Annotated in this window: 14 protein-coding genes; 11 read left to right on the top strand and 3 right to left on the bottom strand. The window is 68.5% G+C overall.

Annotated features, from left to right (window positions below; genetic code table 11):
- Positions 1-36 precede the first annotated feature (36 nt).
- Genes F1C10_RS10050 through F1C10_RS10040 form a run of 3 tightly spaced genes read right to left on the bottom strand, consistent with a single transcriptional unit; the run spans position 37 to position 6,418 of the window.
- Positions 37-3,336, bottom strand: coding sequence for an error-prone DNA polymerase (locus tag F1C10_RS10050; protein WP_185205868.1), 3,300 nt, complete (start codon positions 3,334-3,336; stop codon positions 37-39).
- A gap of 33 nt (positions 3,337-3,369) precedes the next feature.
- Positions 3,370-5,754 (bottom strand): DNA polymerase Y family protein, encoded by a 2,385-nt coding sequence (locus tag F1C10_RS10045; protein ID WP_258042835.1) that lies wholly within the window; start codon positions 5,752-5,754, stop codon positions 3,370-3,372.
- Positions 5,666-6,418, bottom strand: a complete 753-nt coding sequence (locus tag F1C10_RS10040) for an ImuA family protein (RefSeq protein WP_258042834.1) — start codon at positions 6,416-6,418, stop codon at positions 5,666-5,668. Before F1C10_RS10040 ends, F1C10_RS10045 begins: the two co-directional genes overlap by 89 nt.
- A 209-nt stretch (positions 6,419-6,627) precedes the next feature.
- On the opposite strand from F1C10_RS10040, the gene F1C10_RS10035 reads away from it, so the two are divergent.
- From F1C10_RS10035 to F1C10_RS09985, 11 genes are all read left to right on the top strand, one after another.
- Positions 6,628-7,911 carry a 3-methyl-2-oxobutanoate dehydrogenase (2-methylpropanoyl-transferring) subunit alpha gene (locus tag F1C10_RS10035; RefSeq protein WP_185205866.1) on the top strand — a complete coding sequence of 428 codons (1,284 nt, stop codon included), beginning with the start codon at positions 6,628-6,630 and terminating at the stop codon, positions 7,909-7,911.
- Between the two features lie 74 nt (positions 7,912-7,985).
- On the top strand, positions 7,986-8,990 hold the full coding sequence (locus F1C10_RS10030; RefSeq protein ID WP_185210178.1) for an alpha-ketoacid dehydrogenase subunit beta: 1,005 nt from the start codon (positions 7,986-7,988) through the stop codon (positions 8,988-8,990).
- A gap of 7 nt (positions 8,991-8,997) precedes the next feature.
- Positions 8,998-10,320: a dihydrolipoamide acetyltransferase family protein gene (locus F1C10_RS10025; protein ID WP_185205864.1), complete on the top strand. Its 1,323-nt coding sequence runs from the start codon at positions 8,998-9,000 to the stop codon at positions 10,318-10,320.
- A 140-nt stretch (positions 10,321-10,460) separates the two neighbouring features.
- Positions 10,461-11,009: a ribosome maturation protein RimP gene (gene rimP / locus F1C10_RS10020; RefSeq protein ID WP_185205862.1), complete on the top strand. Its 549-nt coding sequence runs from the start codon at positions 10,461-10,463 to the stop codon at positions 11,007-11,009.
- Positions 11,010-11,012: 3 nt separating this feature from the next.
- Positions 11,013-12,617: a transcription termination factor NusA gene (gene nusA, locus F1C10_RS10015; protein WP_185205860.1), complete on the top strand. Its 1,605-nt coding sequence runs from the start codon at positions 11,013-11,015 to the stop codon at positions 12,615-12,617.
- The gene (locus F1C10_RS10010) at positions 12,617-12,856 is read left to right on the top strand and encodes a 4-oxalocrotonate tautomerase family protein (protein WP_185205858.1); all 240 of its coding nucleotides are present in this window, start codon (positions 12,617-12,619) and stop codon (positions 12,854-12,856) included. Before nusA ends, F1C10_RS10010 begins: the two co-directional genes overlap by 1 nt.
- A 102-nt stretch (positions 12,857-12,958) precedes the next feature.
- Positions 12,959-13,705, top strand: coding sequence for a DUF448 domain-containing protein (locus F1C10_RS10005; RefSeq protein ID WP_185205856.1), 747 nt, complete (start codon positions 12,959-12,961; stop codon positions 13,703-13,705).
- A complete protein-coding gene (gene infB, locus F1C10_RS10000) occupies positions 13,702-16,470 on the top strand; it encodes a translation initiation factor IF-2 (RefSeq protein ID WP_185205854.1) in 2,769 nt (922 codons plus the stop codon). Before F1C10_RS10005 ends, infB begins: the two co-directional genes overlap by 4 nt.
- A gap of 47 nt (positions 16,471-16,517) precedes the next feature.
- Positions 16,518-16,907: a 30S ribosome-binding factor RbfA gene (gene rbfA / locus F1C10_RS09995; protein ID WP_185205852.1), complete on the top strand. Its 390-nt coding sequence runs from the start codon at positions 16,518-16,520 to the stop codon at positions 16,905-16,907.
- A 151-nt stretch (positions 16,908-17,058) separates the two neighbouring features.
- Positions 17,059-17,646, top strand: a complete 588-nt coding sequence (locus tag F1C10_RS09990; protein WP_185205850.1) for a thymidine kinase — start codon at positions 17,059-17,061, stop codon at positions 17,644-17,646.
- Positions 17,647-17,782: 136 nt separating this feature from the next.
- The gene (locus F1C10_RS09985; protein ID WP_185205848.1) at positions 17,783-18,469 is read left to right on the top strand and encodes a site-2 protease family protein; all 687 of its coding nucleotides are present in this window, start codon (positions 17,783-17,785) and stop codon (positions 18,467-18,469) included.

Raw genomic sequence — 18,469 nt, 5'->3', positions numbered from 1 at the left:
TGCCGGTTCGACAGGCTTGTTAAGCCGCTCGCTTTATCAATGGAAGTCGTGGCTGCGGATCGGGATCAGATCGCCCGGCGGGCCCTCGTGCGGCCGTTCGCGATAATGGTAATCGGTGCGCCCCTTGTGCTTCCAGCCCGGATCGCCGCGATCGGGCGCGCCGGGGTGCGTCGCCCCGTCGCCGCGCGACACCATGCTGGGCAGCTTCAGGTGCGGCAGATCGATCTCGCCCACCTCGCGCAGCATCCAGGTGAGGTCGGTGATGAGATCCGCGACGACGTGGATCACGATTCCTTCCTTCTGCACGCGGCCCTTGATGCTGACCATCGCGGAGGACATCACCGTGCGGCGCTGCGCCTCGAACCGGTCGGGCCACAGGATGCCGTTAGCGATCCCAGTCTCGTCCTCGATCGTGATGAACAGCACGCCCTTGGCGCTGCCCGGCCGCTGGCGGACGAGGATGATGCCGGCGACCTCGATCGCCTTGCCCTCCTTGATCGTCTTCAAGTCGCCGCAGCACACCATGCGCTGGCGCTTCAGCCGCTCGCGCAGGAAGGTCAGCGGATGCTGGCGCAACGTCAGCTGCGTCGCGCGGTAATCCTCCACCACCTCGCGGCCGGCGGTCAGCGCGCGCAGGTGGACGGGCTCCTCACGCGTCTCGATCGCCGCGAGCAGCGGCAGCGGCGTATCGCCCAGCCCACGGATCGCCCACAAGGCCTGCCGCCGGTCGAGCCCCATGCCGGCGAACGCATCCGCCTTGGCGAGCTTCTCCAGCGCGGCGAGCGGCACGCCCGATCGCCGCCACACGTCCTCGACCGATCGGAATGGCCGCTCTCCGCGCGCCGCCAGGATCTTGCCGCCGTCCACCGCCGACAGGCCGTGGACGATGCGCAGGCCGAGCCGCAGTGGGTGCAATCCGCCACGCGGCGCCAGCAGCGACGTATCCCACTCGCTCGCCAGCACGCATACCGGCAGGACCTCCACCCCATGTTCGCGCGCGTCGCGCACGATCTGCGCGGGCGCGTAGAAGCCCATCGGCTGCGCGTTGAGCAGCGCGGCGCAGAAGACATCGGGATGGTGGCATTTCATCCACGACGAGGCATAGGCGATCTTGGCGAAGCTCGCTGCGTGGCTCTCGGGAAAGCCGTAGCTGCCGAACCCCTCGATCTGCTTCACCAGCCGCTCGGCGAACTCGCGCGCGATGCCGTTGGCCAGCATGCCGCCGATCAGCTTGTCGCGGAACTCGCCGACGCCGCCGGTCATCTTGAACGTCGCCATCGCGCGGCGCAGCAGGTCCGCCTCTCCCGGGGTGAAGCCGGCGCCGAGGATCGCGACCTGCATCGCCTGTTCCTGGAACAGCGGCACGCCCAGCGTCTTTTTCAGCACGTCCTTGAGTAGCGGGCTGGGATATTCGATCTTTGCTTGCTCCTCCTTGGATAGCGCCCGACGTTTCAGGTATGGATGCACCATGTCGCCCTGGATCGGGCCGGGGCGGACGATCGCAACCTGGATCGCGATGTCGTAGAAATTGGTCGGTTTCATCCGCGGCAGCATGCTCATCTGCGCGCGGCTCTCGATCTGGAACACGCCCAGCGTATCGGCGCGGCGGATCATCTTGAAGGTCGCCGGATCGTCGTCTTGCAAGGGCTCGCTCGCCATCGTCATCGCGACCTGCTTGTGCTCGGACAGGAGGTCGAACGCGCGGCGCATGCAGCCGAGCATGCCGAGCCCGAGGATATCGACCTTCATGAAGCCGAGATGCTCGATATCCTCCTTTTCCCATTCGATGACGTGGCGAGCTTCCATCGCGGCGGGCTCGATCGGCACCAGATCGTGCAGCGGATCGCGCGTCAGCACGAAACCGCCGGGATGCTGCGAGAGGTGGCGCGGCGTGCCGATCAGTTCCTTGGCGAGTTCGAGCGCGAGCGCCAGGCGCGGTTCGCCGGCGTCGAGATTGAGCGCTTGGACGTGCGCGTCGGGCACGCCCTCGTTCGACCAGCCCCCCACCTGCCCCGCCAAGGCCCCCGTCATGTCCTCGGGAAGCCCGAGCACCTTGCCCACTTCGCGGATCGCACCGCGCGTGCGGAAGCGGCTGACCACCGCGGTCAGCGCGGCATGGTCGCGCCCGTAGGTGCGGTAGATCCACTGGATCACCTCCTCGCGCCGCTCATGCTCGAAATCGATGTCGATATCGGGCGGCTCGCGGCGTTCCTCCGAGACGAAGCGCTCGAACAGCAGCTGGTGCTTGACCGGGTCGATCGAGGTGATGCCGAGGACGAAGCAGATCACCGAATTCGCTGCGCTCCCGCGCCCCTGGCACAGGATGTCGATCGACCGCGCGTAGCTGACGATCGAATTCACCGTCAGGAAATAGGGCGCATACCCCATCTTGCCGACCAGCGTCAGCTCATGCTCGAGCTTGGCGCTGTACTCGGCCGGTGGCGCGCCGCCGAACCGCTGCGCCAGCGCGTTGCGAGACAGACGCTCCAGCCCTTCCTGCGCGCTGCGGCCGGTCATGATGATCTCGTCGGGATATTGGTAATCCAGGTCCTTCAGCGAGAAGGTGCAGCGTTCGACGATCGCCTCGACCGCGGCGAGCGCATCGGGGTGGTCGGCGAAGCGCCGCGCCATCGCCGAGGGCGGCTGCAGGTGGCGATCGGCGTGGCGCTCGCGGCGGTGGCCGAGCTCGTCGATCGTGCACTTCTCGCGGATCGCGGTGACGACGTCGTGCAGCATCCGCCGGTCGGGCGCATGGTACAGCACGTCGCCGGTGGCGAGCGGACGTAGGCCGTGGGCATGGGCGGCCTGCGCGGTTTCATGCCAGCGGCGGCGCTCGCCCGGCCGGCGCCAGGGGGTGAGGCAGACGTGGCCGCGCGCGCCGAAGATGTCGGCGGTCGCGGCGAGTGCGGTCGGCGCCACGCCGCCGCGCCCGGGCACCAGCGCCGCGACGAGGCCGTCGGCCAGCGCGGCGACATCCTCCCAGTGCAGGAAGCACTGGCCCTTCTCGCCGCGCTGCGCGTCCGCCCGCGCCTTGCCGCGCGTCAGCAGCCGCGTCAGCCGGCTCCAAGCCGCGCGATCCTCGGGCCAGACGAGCAGCGAGTCGCCAGTGACGAGATCGAGCCGGCAGCCGGGGATCGAGCGGATATGGAGGCCGTGCTTCTTTTCCAGCTGCTCGCAGGCGAACAGCGCACGCACCACGCCGGCGACCGAGTTGCGATCGACGATGCCCAGCGCGGGCATCCCCATCACCGCGGCGGTGGAGAACAGTTCCTCGCACGACGACGCACCGCGCAGGAAGGAGAAATGCGTGGTGACCTGAAGCTCGCTGTACGTCACGGCGTGCTCCCGCGCCGGTTAGGCCCCCACCGATCAGGCAAAGGTGCCATGGATGTACCAGCTGCGGTCGCCCGTCTCGGCGCGCTCACCGTCGCCGCGGCGGAACAGCCAGAAGCGGTGGCCATCGCTGTCCTCGACGCGGAAATAGTCGCGCACGGCGTCGCGCTCGCCAGACCGGCGCCACCATTCGCCGGTGATACGCTCGGGCCCGTCGGACTGGTGCACCAGATGCTGTCGGCCGCGCCAGGTGAAGCGATAGGGCGCGCGATCGGGCAGTTCGGCCAAAACGTTGTCGAGCGGTTCGGGGCGATGCAGCAGGCGCGCCGGGCGCGGCCAGCGCGGATGCCAGGGGTGATCGGGCGTGCGGCGGTCGAGCTGGCGCACGTCGTGCAATTTCAGCCGCAGTCCTTCGGCAGCGGCCGGCCCGAGCGGGTCGAGCGGCGTCACCGAGCGCTCGGGCACGTCGCTCTCGACCGGCTGCTGACGCCACAAGCGCGCCGGTCCGATACGATTGGCGAGCGTATCAACCAGCGGCGCCAGATCGGGCACCTGCTGCTCCGCCAGCGCCGCGCCAAGCGCTTCGGGCCCGAGCGGATCGGCGCGGACGAGATGCAGCGTCAGGGCGTCGAGGCCGTAGCCGACATCGATCTCCTCGATCCGGCGCGCGATCAGCCGCAGCAGATGCGCGGGATCGCGGCTGGCGCGCGCCAAGCCGACGCGGATCACCTGATCGGTCGAATCGACGCGCGCCGCGACGAACGCGAGCGCGCGCGCGCCGACGCCCGCCTCGGCGAGCTCAACCGCCAGATCGTCGACCAGCCCCACCAGCCAGTGGCCGATCGCCTCGGCGGTGGCGATCGGCTCGGCGAAGCGGCGGGTGACCGCGATCGGCTGCACTGGGACGACGGGATCGAGCGGCTCAGGCGCGGCGCCGGTCGCCTGGTCGAGGCGCTGCGCGATCGCGCGTCCGAAGCGGCGGACCAGCGGCGCGCGCGGCATCGCCATGAGCTCGCCCACCGTGTCGACGCCGAGCCGGGCGAGCAGCTCGCGCGCGGCATCGTCGAGACGCAATGCCGCAACGTGCAGCGTCGTCATCGCCTCGCCGTGCGCGCGGGGCGGAACGATCGCCGCCGTCGCCTTCTGCCGCGCCAGCCCCCACGCCGCGCCGGCGGTATCGGCGATCGCCAGCTGCGCGGCGACGCCGAGCCGCGCGAGCAGACGCAGCAGGCGCCGCGCCAGTGCCGCCTCGCCGCCGTGGAGATGCGCGGTGCCGGTGATGTCGAGGAACAGGCCGTCGCTGCCCGAAACCGCGACGACCGGGCACCAGCGGCGGGCGAGCGCGATGGCGAGACGCAGCAGATCGGCGCGATCGCCGTCGGGATCGGCATCGCGCACGTCGAGATCGGGCACGGCGGCGCGCGCCTGCGTCAACGCCGTGCCGGGCACGAGGCCGAGCGCCTGCGCCTCACGCGAGGCGGCGGCGATCTCGATGCGGCTGCCTATCTTGTGCACGGTAACGAGCGGCCGGGGCCTGTCCTGCCCGGAGACTTCGTCCGCGGCCTTGTAGCGGGGCCGGGCAGGGCGCGCGCGGTCCTGCTGGCGCACGCGCGCTCGGCTCGCGGCAGTGCGCGTTGGCGGCGCATCGGAGCCGTCCCTTTCGGCCCGCTCGGGACCGGGAGCGGCGGCGTCGCATACCCTTGCCACCATGCCGCCGAGGCTGCGGCCGGTATCGAAGAAGGGAGCGACGCCCGGGACATGCGCGCCGGCGTCGTTCGAGCCGGTACGCGCGTATTTGTCGGGATGCGGACCCTCGCCGGGGTAGCGGACCGCCGGCACGCCCGTCCTGAGCGGCTGCGGCCGGCCGCCGGCCGGCGGGGCGTTCCAGCGCGCGAGGGCAGCGGCGGCGCGATCGTCGGCATTGGGATCGAGCCCGTCGAAACCGCGCCAGCGCTGGCTCGGCACATCCTCCGCATCGGGGCGCACGGGCAGCGTCGATCGCACCGGGCGTACGCCCTCGTCGGGCGGCATGGCCTTGAATGGATTATCGGCGGCCTCGCTGCGGCGACCCATCTCGCGCATCGGCGGGCGCTGATGTTCGGGCATCGCCTCGATACGCCGCGCGACATCCGCGCGCGTCGACTGTGACCACGATTTCTCTTGGGGATTGTCGTGGAGCCTGTCGGCCGGCGCCGCCGCGTCCGATCGCGCCCAGCGCGCGCCAGGGCGCCAGCCGGTGTTCTTGGGCGCGTCGCATTGCATCACCTGCTCCTCCGCTACGGCGGCGGCGAGCGGCGCGAGATCGAGCGGGACGCCCGAATCGCGAACGGCATCAGGCCGCGGCGGCGCGCGGCGACGCTCGGCCCGACGCACGCGATCGATCGCCCAGTGCGGCAGGTAGAGCGAGACGACCCGTGTCATCGCAAGCCTCCATCAGCATGTTGAAAGGTTCGCCGCCGCGCTGGCGATCGAGCGCCACGTTCCAGCGCGCCCGGCCGAGGCTGCCCGACCGATCGGGCACCGACGGGGCCGAGGCGATCCGCCAGCGGGTGAGCGCGGCGGACGGCATGCCGAGCGGGTCGACGCCCTCGCGCGCATGGCGGCGCATCAGCAGCGCGATCGTCCGCCCGCCCTCGGCCGCGAGCTGCAGCCGACGCGTCGCCGCCAGCCCAGCACGCTTCACCTCGCCGATCACCGCGCCAAGCCCGCGGTGGCGGAGCCCTTCCTCCATCAGCGCGAGCAGTTCGGCATCGTCGCGCGCTTCGGCATAGAGGACGCGTTCGGGGGCGAGCCCCGCCTGGTAGAGCCCCGGCGCGAACAGGTCGCGCCGCCGCACCACCCACAATACCGGTCCCCAGGCACGCGCCGCGATCCCGGCGAGGAATAGCGTCGCCGCCGCATCGTCGCCCAGCGCCGCGGTGTCCGCCGCCACCTCGTGCAGCGCATCGAGCCGGAGGCCGCCGTCGGCCAGTTTGGTATCGATCGGGGGGATGCCGAACGGCAGCGTCTCCCGCCGCCGGTAGCCATCGCCCTCGATCGCGCGTAGCGTCTCGCGAAGCTCGGCAATGACGGCTGGGGACGACACGTTTCTCGACTCGCTCGCTACGAATGTTCCTATTTTGTTCCAATGCTGCTGAGAGTCAATCGTTCATCACGGCTTGCCTGGCCGGCGAGAAAGCCAGCCACATCGTTTCAGCTGAAACGACCTCTTTCGCGAGCGGGTGAAATTTTATAACAAGGCGCCGAGCGAAGCGTTGGTGCGTTTTGCCCGACGCGTTTGAAACCGGAGAGACCATGGCGGACGCCGCCCGCAGCAACCTGCCCCCGCTCGCGCTGCACGTGCCCGAGCCCAAGTTCCGCCCCGGCGACACGGTCGATTTCGCCGACGTCGACGTACCACCGGCGGGATCCGCCCGGCGGCCCGACACCGCCGAGGATGCGCGCGGTTTCACCGATCTCGTCTACACGATGGTGCGCGTGCTGGACGAAGAGAACCGCGCGGTCGGCCCGTGGGATCCCAAGCTGTCGGCCGACACGCTGCGCCGCATGCTGCGCCACATGGCGATGGTGCGTGCATTCGACGAGCGCATGTTCCGCGCACAGCGGCAGGGCAAGACGAGCTTCTACATGAAGTCGCTTGGCGAGGAGGCGGTGGCGGTGCCGCAGGCCTATGCGCTCGATGCCGAGGACATGTGCTTCCCCTCGTATCGCCAACAAGGCCTGCTGATCGCGCGTGGCTGCCCGCTGGTCGACATGATGAACCAGATCTACTCGAATCGCGGCGACAAGCTGCAGGGCAAGCAGCTGCCGATCATGTATTCGGAGAAGCGCTTCGGCTTCTTCTCGATCTCCGGCAATCTGACGACGCAATATCCGCAGGCGGTGGGCTGGGCGATGGCCTCGGCGTCGAAGGGCGATACGCGGATCGCGGCGACTTGGTGCGGCGAAGGATCGACCGCGGAAGGCGACTTCCACTCCGCGCTGACCTTTGCGACGGTCTACCGCGCGCCGGTGATCTTCAACGTCGTCAACAACCAGTGGGCGATCTCGAGCTTCTCTGGCTTCGCCGGGGCGGAGGCGACGACGTTCGCGGCGCGCGCGGTCGGCTACGGCATTGCCGGGCTGCGCGTCGACGGCAACGACGCGCTGGCGGTCTATGCGGCGACGCAATGGGCGGCGGAGCGCGCACGGACCAACCAGGGACCGACGCTGATCGAGCATTTCACCTATCGCGCCGAAGGCCATTCGACTTCCGACGATCCGACGCAATATCGTTCCGCCGGTGAGCCGACCGCATGGCCGCTCGGCGACCCGATCCGACGCCTCAAGGATCATCTCGTCACGATCGGCGAGTGGGACGACGAGCGACACGCGGCGATGGACCGCGAGGTCGCCGACGAGGTGAAGGCGGCACAGAAGGAAGCCGAGAAGAACGGCATCCTCGGCCACGGCCTGCACCAGCCGCTCGATACGCTGTTCGACGGCGTGTTCGAGGAAATGCCCTGGCACCTGTGCGAGCAGCGCCAGCAGATGATCGACGAAGAGACCGAGAGCGGCCGACCGTGGGATCGAAAGTGAGCGACGTGGCTGATACGAACAATGCGCCGGCAACGCCGGCTGTGGCGGATGCCGCCACGGACGCCACCACCCGCATGAACATGATCCAGGCGATCAATTCCGCTATGGACGTGATGATGGAACGCGACGCGGGCGTCGTGGTGATGGGCGAGGATGTGGGCTATTTCGGCGGCGTGTTCCGCGCCACCGCGGGGCTGCAGGCGAAATACGGCAAGACGCGCGTGTTCGACACGCCGATCACCGAGATCGGCATCATCGGCGTGTCGATCGGCATGGGCGCCTACGGCCTTCGCCCGGTGCCCGAGATCCAGTTCGCCGATTATATCTATCCTGCGCTCGACCAGCTCGTCAGCGAGGCGGCGCGGCTGCGCTACCGCTCGGACGGCGAGTTCACTGCGCCCATCACGGTGCGCTCGCCGTTCGGCGGCGGCATCTTCGGCGGGCAGACGCACTCGCAAAGCCCCGAGGGCATCTTCACGCACGTTTCCGGGCTGAAAACGGTGATCCCATCGACGCCCTATGATGCCAAGGGGCTATTGATCGCGGCGATCGAGGACAATGATCCGACGATCTTCTTCGAGCCCAAGCGCATCTACAACGGCCCGTTCAACGGCCATTGGGATCGCCCGGCGGCGAACTGGTCGAAGCATCCCGGCGGCGAGGTACCGACCGGTTACTACAAGATCCCGCTCGGCAAGGCGGCGGTGGTGCGCGAGGGCGAGGCGGTGACGATGCTCGCCTATGGTACGATGGTGCACGTCTGCGCGCAGGTCGTCGAGGATACGGGCGTCGACGCCGAGATCATCGACCTCAGGACGCTGGTCCCGCTCGACATCGAGACGATCGAGGAAAGCGTGAAGAAGACCGGGCGCTGCCTGATCGTGCACGAGGCGACGCGCACCGGCGGGTTCGGCGCGGAGCTGTCGGCGCTGGTGCAGGAACGCTGCTTCTTCCACCTCGAGGCGCCGGTGGAACGCGTGACGGGTTTCGACACGCCGTATCCACACAGCCTGGAATGGGCATATTTCCCGGGCCCCGTGCGCATCGGCATGGCACTCAAGAAGATTCTGAAGGACTGATCGGCACATGGCGCGTTTCACGTTCAAGCTGCCCGACATCGGCGAAGGCATCGCCGAGGCGGAGATCGTCGGCTGGCACGTCAAGGTCGGCGACCGGGTCGAGGAAGACCAGAATATCGCCGACATGATGACCGACAAGGCGACCGTCGAGATGGAATCGCCGGTATCGGGGACGGTCGTCGAGGTTGCCGGCGAGGTTGGTGACCAGGTCGCGATCGGCGCCATGCTGGTGGTGATCGAGACCGAGGCAGACGCAGCCGACGACGCTGACGCGCCTGCCGCGACGGTGGAGCAGAAGCTCGGCGGTGCTGATGAGGCCGAGGCGTTCGAGGCGGAGAACCCGGGCGTCGAAGAAGTCGCGCAAACCGCGCCCGCCGTCGCTCCCGCACCAGCTGCCCCCGCGCCATCTGCGCCGCAGGCATCGCCCGCGGATATCGCGCCGAGCGCGCCGGCCGCGTCGCCGGCCGCGCCCGTTCTCGCCTCCCCGACGGTGCGCGCGCGCGCGAAGGATCTCGGCGTCGATCTCGCCCAGGTGAAGGTATCCGAGGGCGACCGCATTCGCCACGCCGACCTCGACGCCTATCTGCGCTACGCCGGCGGGCAGGGCTATCACGCGCCGCATGCCAGCCGCGCGCGGGCGGACGAGCAGGTCAAGGTGATCGGGATGCGTCGCCGCATTGCCGAGAACATGGCAGCGTCGAAGCGCCACATTCCGCACTTCACCTATGTCGACGAGATCGACGTGACCGCGCTGGAAGAGATGCGGGCAGACCTTAACGATAATCGCGGTGGCCGGCCAAAGCTCACCATGCTGCCGTTCCTGATCGTCGCGATCTGTCGCACGTTGCCCGACTTCCCGATGCTCAACGCGCGTTACGACGACGAGGCGGGCGTGGTGACGCGGTCGGGGCGGGTGCATATGGGGATCGCGGCGCAGACCGACGCCGGGCTGACGGTGCCGGTGATCCGCGACGCGCAGGACAAGAACGTGTGGCAACTCGCGGGCGAGATCGGCCGGCTGGCGGAAGCCGCGCGCACGCAGAAGCTAAAGCCCGACGAACTCGGCGGCGGGACGATCACCGTCACCTCGCTCGGGCCGCTCGGCGGCATCGCGACGACGCCGGTCATCAATCGACCCGAGGTCGCGATCATCGGGCCGAACAAGATCGTCGAGCGCCCGGTCTTTAGAGGCGACGACATCGTTCGCGCCAAGCTGATGAACCTGTCGATCAGCTGCGACCACCGCGTGGTCGATGGCTGGGACGCGGCGAGCTACGTCCAAGCGGTGAAGAAGCTGCTCGAGACGCCCGTGCTGCTGTTCGCCGACTGACCGGCCCACTGATCATTGCGTACGGGGATTGTCGCGGGCGGGCGCCTGCGCTATATCGCGCGTGCTTTCTCTTACATCGTTAGATGCAAGGGGTCGCGGGGTTCGCTCCGCGGCGGCAACGACCCGTGCTTGGAGCCTCGATGACGGACATTACCGCGCTGATTCGATTGATCGAACCCGAAGCGACCGCGCTCGGCTTCGATCTCGTGCGCGTGGCGTTGTTCGGCAAGGGCGACGAGCGCACGTTGCAGGTGATGGCCGAGCGGCCCGACACGCGGCAGCTGACGATCGACGACTGCGCCGATCTGTCGCGCCGCATCTCCGACGTGTTCGACGCGCTGGAAGAGGCGGGGCGTGATCCGATCGACGGGGCGTACCGCCTCGAAGTGTCCAGCCCCGGGATCGATCGTCCGCTGACTCGCCTCGCCGACTATGCCGACTGGCAGGGGCATGAGGCGAAGCTGACGCTCAACGCGCCGCTCGACGGGCAGAAGCAGTTCCGCGGCGAGATTGCAGCAGTGGACGGCGAGGACATCTCGATCCGCAACCGCACCGGCAGCGTCGCGAGCGTGCCCTTCGGCCGGATTGTCGATGCCAAGCTGGTGCTCACCGACAAGTTGATTGCAGCAACCGTCCCGCTCTCGATCGAAGGCGCGGACGAAGAAGAAATCGAAGCAGAGGAATCCTAAGCAATGGCCACCGGCGTCACCGCGAACCGCGCGGAACTGATCGCGATCGCCAACAGCGTCGCCAGCGAGAAGATGATCGACAAGGCGATCGTCATCGAAGCGATGGAGGATGCGATCCAGCGCGCAGCGCGTACCCGCTACGGCCAGGAGATGGACATTCGCGCGAAGCTCGACGCGAACAACGGGGATCTGCGGCTGTGGCGCGTCGTCGAGGTCGTCGAGGAGGTCGACGATCTCTACAAGCAGGTTGACGTCGCCGGCGCGCAGAAGCTGCAGACCGGTGCCAAGGTCGGCGACTATCTGGTCGATCCGCTGCCCCCGATCGAATTCGGGCGAATCCAAGCGCAGGCCGCCAAGCAGACGATCTTCCAGAAGGTTCGCGATGCAGAGCGCGAGCGCCAGTATGAGGAATTCAAGGATCGCGCGGGCGAGATCATCACTGGCGTCGTCAAGCGGGTCGAGTTCGGCCACATCGTCGTCGATCTGGGTCGTGCCGAGGGCGTTATCCGCCGCGACCAGCAGATTCCGCGTGAAGTGGTGCGCGTCAACGACCGCATCCGGTCGCTGATCCTGAAGGTGGTGCGCGAGAATCGCGGGCCGCAGATCTTCCTCAGCCGCGCGCATCCCGACTTCATGAAGAAGCTGTTCGCGCAGGAAGTGCCCGAGATCTACGACGGCATTATCGAGATCAAGGCCGCTGCGCGCGATCCGGGTTCGCGCGCCAAAATCGGCGTCATCTCGCATGACAGCTCGATCGATCCGGTCGGCGCGTGCGTCGGCATGAAGGGCAGCCGCGTCCAGGCCGTCGTGCAGGAAATGCAGGGCGAGAAGATCGACATCATCCCTTGGTCGCCCGACATCGCGACCTTCGTCGTCAACGCGCTGCAGCCAGCCAACGTCAGCCGCGTGATCATCGACGAGGAAGAGGAGCGGATCGAGGTCGTCGTGCCTGACGACATGCTGAGCCTCGCGATCGGCCGCCGCGGGCAGAACGTGCGTCTCGCCAGCCAGCTGACGGCCAAGGCGATCGACATCATGACCGAGACCGATTCGTCGGAGAAGCGCCAGCAGGACTTCGTCACGCGGACCGAGATGTTCCAGAACGAGCTCGACGTCGACGAGACGCTGGCGCAGTTGCTGGTGGCGGAAGGCTTCACCGAGATGGAGGAGGTCGCCTACGTCGAACTCGACGAGCTCGCCGCGATCGAAGGCTTCGACGAGGATCTCGCGCAGGAGTTGCAGAGCCGCGCTGCCGAGGCGATCGAGCGCCGCGAGCAGGCCAACCGCGACGAGCGCCGCGCGCTCGGCGTCGAGGATGCGGTGGCCGAGCTGCCGCATCTGACCGAAGCGATGCTGGTGACGCTGGGCAAGGCCGGAATCAAAACGCTCGATGACGTCGCCGATCTCGCCACCGACGAGCTGATCGAGAAGAAGCGGGCCGAGCCGCGCCGCCGCAACGAGGACGCGCCAAAGCGTCCCGAGCACAAGGGCGGGGTGCTCGGTCAGTACGGCCTCAACGAGGAGCAGGGCAACGAGATCATCATGGCCGCGCGCGCGCACTGGTTCGAGGACGAACCGGCGGCGCAGACGGAGGGGTCGGAGGCCTGATGCCGTTCGTCTCGATCAGGATATCGGGCTCCGCATCGAAGGAGCAGAAGGCCGGGATCGTGGCTGACGTCACGTCCTCGCTCGTTACCCGGCTGGGCAAGAACCCGGCCGCGGTGCAGATCGTGATCGAAGAGGTGTCGACCGAAAATTATGGCGCCGGGGGCGTGCTGATCGCCGATCGGGACGCGCCCAAAGTGGCGACGAGTGAGGGAGACGCGCATGCGGGTTCCTCGCAATGATCGGCTAGCGACACTCCGGCAGGCTCGGCTTCAACCGTCCCGCACCTTGGCGGGCGGTGGCGTCATGCGCCTGTCCCGCCGCCGCCGCGATGGAGGCGGCGCATGAGTGATCCTATCCGGACCTGCATTCTCTCGCGTGACGAGGCCCCCCGTGACGGCCTCGTCCGGCTCGTCCGTGCGCCGGACGGCCGCGTCCTGCCCGACGTTCGCGCCAAAGCGCCGGGGCGCGGGGCCTGGATCGGCGTGACGCGCGCGGCGCTCGAGACGGCGCAGGCCAAGGGCAAGTTGCGCGGCGCGCTGGCGCGGGCGTTCAAGACGGGCGAGATCGTCATCCCCGACGACCTTGCGGCGCTTATCGCCGACGCGCTCGAACGCAATGCGCTCGACAGGCTGGGGCTCGAATCGCGCGCTGGCATGCTGTTCACCGGATCGGAACGGATCGCGGAGGCGGCGCGGGCCGGACGTCTTCATGCGCTCTATCACGCCGCCGATGCGAGCGATGACGGCTGTCGCCGGCTGGCGCAGGCATGGCGGGTCGGATCGGATCGCGAGGGCTCCGATCTTCGGGGCTTGGTTCTTCCGGTTGCGCGCCCCATATTGTCGATGGCGCTGGGCCGCGAAAACGTGGTACATATCGGCGTCACCGACCGCTTGGCGGCCGGCAGGTTGGGCGAGGCGCTCGATCGCTGGCGGCATTTCATCGGCCCCGACCCTGTGGGTTTCCGTCAAGGCGATGCCTCGACGGCGAACCCGATTGCCGCACCTTGCGCAACGGCCGCGCAAGGCGCATCGGCGCCCGGACTTTCCGGGCATGAACCGGCCGTGACGACACACGAGGATTTTGAGTGAGCGAGACCGACAACGAAAAGCCGAAACTTGGCATGCGCGCGCCGCTAGGCGTCCGGCGCACGGTCGAGACCGGCAAGGTGAAGCAGAGCTTCAGCCACGGCCGCTCGAACACGGTGATCGTGGAAACGAAGAAGGCGCGCACGATCCGCCGCCCGGGCGATCCCGCGCCGGTTGCCGAAGCGCCTGCTGCGCCGGCACCGGTTGCAGCGCCGGCCGCACCAGCCCCTGCGCCGACGCCGCCGCGCCCGCCGTCGAACGAGACGCCGCAGGAGCGTCAGGCCCGCATGCTGCGCGAGGCCGAGGACCAGCGGATGCGCACGCTCGAGGAGCTGCGTCACCGCGAGGAAGCCGAGCGCGCGCGCGCGGCCGAAGACGAGCGCCGCCGGGCCGAGGAAAAGGCGGCAGCGGACGCCGCGCAGGCGAAGGTCGCCGCTACGCCGGCGCCTGAGCCGACTGCTGCGCCCGAGCCGGCACCCGCGCCTGCTCCTGCCCCGGTAGCTGAGACGCCGGCGACCGAAGCGCCCGTTGCGCCCACGCCGGAGCCCGTCTCTGCCGCTACGCCGCAGCCAGCCGACTCGACTGCTCCAGCGGCACCGGCTGCGCCTGTTGCGCCGGTCGCACCGCCCGCGCCGCCGCCGATCCTTGAGCTGGCGCGCGATCCGGCGATGCCGGCGCCGCGCCGCTTCTCGCCGGTGGCGCGTCCCGAGATTCCCAAACCGCAGCCGAAGCCCGAGCCCAAGCCCGAGCCGGCACCCGCCGCGGCGTCGACCGCGAGCGGCAACCAGCCCACGCGCAGCCTCCCGTCGGGGCAGGCCACGCCGCGCAGCGCGCCGCCGGCGCGCCCGCAGCAGCGTGATCGCAAGGGCGACGAGCGTCGCGGCGGCAAGCTGACCGTCAACCGAGCCCTGAACGAGGATGGCGCGCGTGCCCGCTCGCTCGCCGCGCTGAAGCGTGCGCGCGAGAAGGAGAAGCGCGGCTGGACCGGCCCGCGCGAGCCGCAGGCGAAGCAGGTGCGCGACGTGCAGGTGCCCGAGGCGATCACCGTCCAGGAACTCGCCAATCGCATGGCCGAGCGTGGCGCTGACCTCGTCAAGGCGCTGTTCAAGATGGGTTCGCCCGTCACCATGACGCAGACGATCGACCAGGATACGGCCGAGCTGCTCGTCACCGAATTCGGTCACAACGTCGTGCGCGTCAGCGACAGCGACATCGATCTGGTGCTCGACACCACCGAGGACACCGAGGAGCAGCTGCTGCCGCGTCCCCCGGTCGTTACGATCATGGGCCACGTCGATCACGGCAAGACCAGCCTGCTTGACGCGCTGCGCGGCACCGACGTGGTGCGCGGGGAGGCGGGCGGCATTACGCAGCATATCGGCGCCTATCAGGTAACGCTGAAGGACAAGTCGAAGATCACCTTCCTCGACACGCCGGGCCACGAAGCGTTTACCGCGATGCGCGCGCGCGGCGCGGACGTCACCGACATCGTGGTGCTGGTCGTCGCCGCCGACGACGGGCTGATGCCGCAGACGATCGAGGCGATCAACCACACCAAGGCGGCGGGCAAGCCGATGATCGTGGCGATCAACAAGATCGACAAGCACGATGCCAATGCCCAGCGCGTGCGCGAGCGGCTGCTTGAGCATGACGTGCAGGTCGAGGCGATGGGCGGCGAGACGCAGGACGTCGAAGTGTCGGCACTCAAGAAGACCGGCCTCGACGAGTTGATCGAGAAGATCCAGCTGCAGGCCGAACTGATGGAGCTTAAGGCCAACCCCAATCGCGATGCCGAGGGCAGCGTGATCGAGGCGAAGCTCGACAAGGGGCGCGGTCCGGTCGCGACGATGCTCGTCACGCGCGGCACGCTCAAGGTCGGCGACATCTTCGTCGTCGGGGCGGAGAGCGGCAAGGTGCGCGCGCTGGTCGACGACAAGGGACGCCAGCTCAAGCAGGCCGAGCCGTCGATGCCGGTCGAGGTGCTCGGCATCTCGGGCACGCCGTCGGCAGGCGATCGCCTGCAGGTGGTGGAGAGTGAGGCGCGTGCGCGCGAGGTCGCCGAATATCGCCAGGGCGTGCTGACGCAGAAGCGCACCACGTCGGCGCCGGCCAGCCTCGAGAGCATGTTCTCCGCGCTCGCGGCGAACAAGGCGATCGAATATCCGATCGTCGTGAAGGCGGACACGCAGGGCACCGTCGAGGCAATCGTCGCGTCGCTCAACAAGCTGTCGACCGACGACATCCGCGTGCGCATCCTGCACTCGGCAGTCGGCGGCATCACCGAGAGCGACGTCAACGCCGCGGCGGCATCGGGTGCACCGATCATCGGCTTCCATGTCCGTGCCAATGCCAAGGCGCGCGAGATCGCCGATCGGCACAAGGTGGCGCTGAAATATTACGACGTCATCTACGATCTGATCGACGAGATTCGCGCGGGCATGGCCGGCCAGCTTGGGCCGGAAGCGTTCGAGACGGTCGTCGGCCGCGCGGAGATCCGCGAGGTGTTCTCGGCCGGCAAACATGGCCGCGCCGCCGGTCTGCTGGTGGTCGAAGGCGTCATCCGCAAGGCGCTCAAAGCGCGCATCACGCGCAACGACGTCATCATCTACCAGGGTGAGATCGCGTCGCTGCGCCGTTTCAAGGACGACGTGCCCGAGGTTCGCGCCGGGCTCGAGTGCGGTGTGACGTTCACGCAGAACTTCACCGATATCAAGTCGGGCGACTTCCTCGAGACGTACGAAGTCGAGATGCGCGAGCGCACGCTCTAAGGGACGATCCCCTCCGTCGCTGCGCGGCGGAGGGGAGGTTTTGGACAATGACCGAACAGCCAGAGAAATCCGTCCGCACGCTGCGCGTCGGCGAGCAGGTGCGCCACATCCTTTCCGAGATCCTGCAGCGCGGCGACGTGCACGACGACGTGCTCGTCAGCCATCTCGTCAGCGTCACCGAAGTGCGCATGTCGCCAGACCTGCGGCATGCGACCGTGTTCGTGAAGCCGCTGCTCGGCCGCGACGAGGAGAAGGTGCTGAAGGCGCTGCGCACCAACACCGCCTATTTGCAGCGCGAAGTCGCGCACCGCGTTAAGATGAAATATGCCGCGCGGCTCAAGTTTCTGCCCGACGAGAGCTTCGACGAGGGCACGCATATCGACCAACTCCTGCGCGATCCCAAGGTGGCGCGCGATCTGGACGGCGACCGCGGCTGAGCGGAGCACTCGACTGCAATTCAACTGCGCGGTGATCTCGCGCAATAATGCTACGGCGCTTCCCGTCGATGCGGGTAGCCCCTTGCCGAAGGGCGCCTGTCTTCGACGCGAAAACGGTGGCGCGACGTAGCCGGATCAGCAAGATCGACGCATGGCCAAGCTCTATTTCTACTATGCCAGCATGAACGCGGGCAAATCCACCAACCTGCTCCAGGCCGATTTCAACTATCGCGAGCGCGGCATGGCGACGATGCTGTTCACCGCCGCGATCGACGATCGCTTCGCCGCGGGTACGATCACCTCGCGGATCGGCCTGTCCGCCGCCGCGACGATGTTCGAAGCTGATACCAACATCGCCGCCTGCGTGCTCGATCGCCACGCCGAGGAGAGTATCGCCTGCGTGCTCGTCGACGAGGCGCAGTTCCTCACCGCCGCGCAGGTCGACCAGCTCGCGCGGCTCGCCGACATCGACCGTATTCCCGTGCTCGCCTACGGGCTGCGCACCGATTTTCAGGGCGCGCTGTTCGAGGGATCGGCGCGGCTGCTCGCGCTCGCGGATGCTTTGGTCGAGATCAAGTCGGTCTGCGCGTGTGGCCGCAAGGCGACGATGAACCTGCGCGTCGATGCAGCCGGCAAGCCGGTCGCGGCAGGCGCGCAGACCGAAATCGGCGGCAACGATCGCTACGTCGCGCTGTGCCGCCGCCATTTCACTGCTGCTTTGACGGGCGAGGGCGGCTGACGCGAGATCGGGCAACTTTTCCGTCCGTTGCAAGTCGCCGACAGCGTGAGCGGCGATCATTACCGCCGATAGCGCCGCTACGCCAACGGTGGCACGCCGCTGGCGCAACCCGCGCGCCGCGCCTATCTCGCGCTGCATGACACCCGACAATGTCGTCTACGCCGCCGCGGTATGGATCATCCCGCTGGTGATCGCGATCGTCTTCCACGAGGTGGCGCACGGGCTGATGGCGCGCGCGTTGGGCGATCCCACCGCCGCCCGGCTCAATCGCCTGTCGTTCAATCCGCTGCGCCACGTCGATCCGGTCGGCACGGTGATCCTGCCGCTCGCGCTCGCGCTCGCCAAGGCGCCGGTATTCGGCTGGGCGAAGCCGGTGCCGGTCGATGGCACGCGGCTGCGCAATCCGCGCTGGGGGATGGTCGCGGTCGCGCTCGCCGGGCCGGGGATGAATTTCGCGCTGGCGGCGGTGGCGGCGGTGGCGCTCGGCGTGCTCTTCGGCGGGGCGGAGGCGCCGCCGCAGGGACTGGCGGGCTTCGTCCTCGCCAACCTCGTCAACTTCCTGCTGATCAACATCTTCCTCGCGGTGTTCAACCTGCTGCCGCTGCCGCCGTTCGACGGCGGGCATGTGGTGCAGGGCGTCCTGCCGCGGCGCCTTGCGGTGGAGTGGGCGAAGCTTGCGCGGTTCGGTTTTCCGCTCGTCATCATCCTGCTCGTCGTCGTGCCGATGATCTGGCCGGGCGCGAGCATCGTCGCCAAGCTCGTCGGCCCGCCCGCGGACTGGCTCGTGCGCCAGTATCTCGGGTTCGCGCAGGCGTTTTCGTAA

Origin of the sequence: Sphingomonas sp. NBWT7, assembly GCF_014217605.1 — a bacterium.
Classification (GTDB): Bacteria; Pseudomonadota; Alphaproteobacteria; order Sphingomonadales; family Sphingomonadaceae; genus Sphingomonas.
The sequence above is the reverse complement of the archived record's forward strand: the minus strand, read 5'-3'. Positions and strand labels throughout refer to the sequence as shown.

Coding starts and splice junctions, on each gene's coding strand:
- F1C10_RS10045 (WP_258042835.1), bottom strand. CDS start 5,754: ATGACACGGGTCGTCTCGCTCTACCTGCCGCACTGGGCGATCGATCGC.
- F1C10_RS10035 (WP_185205866.1), top strand. CDS start 6,628: ATGGCGGACGCCGCCCGCAGCAACCTGCCCCCGCTCGCGCTGCACGTG.
- F1C10_RS10030 (WP_185210178.1), top strand. CDS start 7,986: ATGAACATGATCCAGGCGATCAATTCCGCTATGGACGTGATGATGGAA.
- F1C10_RS10025 (WP_185205864.1), top strand. CDS start 8,998: ATGGCGCGTTTCACGTTCAAGCTGCCCGACATCGGCGAAGGCATCGCC.
- rimP (WP_185205862.1), top strand. CDS start 10,461: ATGACGGACATTACCGCGCTGATTCGATTGATCGAACCCGAAGCGACC.
- nusA (WP_185205860.1), top strand. CDS start 11,013: ATGGCCACCGGCGTCACCGCGAACCGCGCGGAACTGATCGCGATCGCC.
- F1C10_RS10010 (WP_185205858.1), top strand. CDS start 12,617: ATGCCGTTCGTCTCGATCAGGATATCGGGCTCCGCATCGAAGGAGCAG.
- F1C10_RS10005 (WP_185205856.1), top strand. CDS start 12,959: ATGAGTGATCCTATCCGGACCTGCATTCTCTCGCGTGACGAGGCCCCC.
- rbfA (WP_185205852.1), top strand. CDS start 16,518: ATGACCGAACAGCCAGAGAAATCCGTCCGCACGCTGCGCGTCGGCGAG.
- F1C10_RS09990 (WP_185205850.1), top strand. CDS start 17,059: ATGGCCAAGCTCTATTTCTACTATGCCAGCATGAACGCGGGCAAATCC.
- F1C10_RS09985 (WP_185205848.1), top strand. CDS start 17,783: ATGACACCCGACAATGTCGTCTACGCCGCCGCGGTATGGATCATCCCG.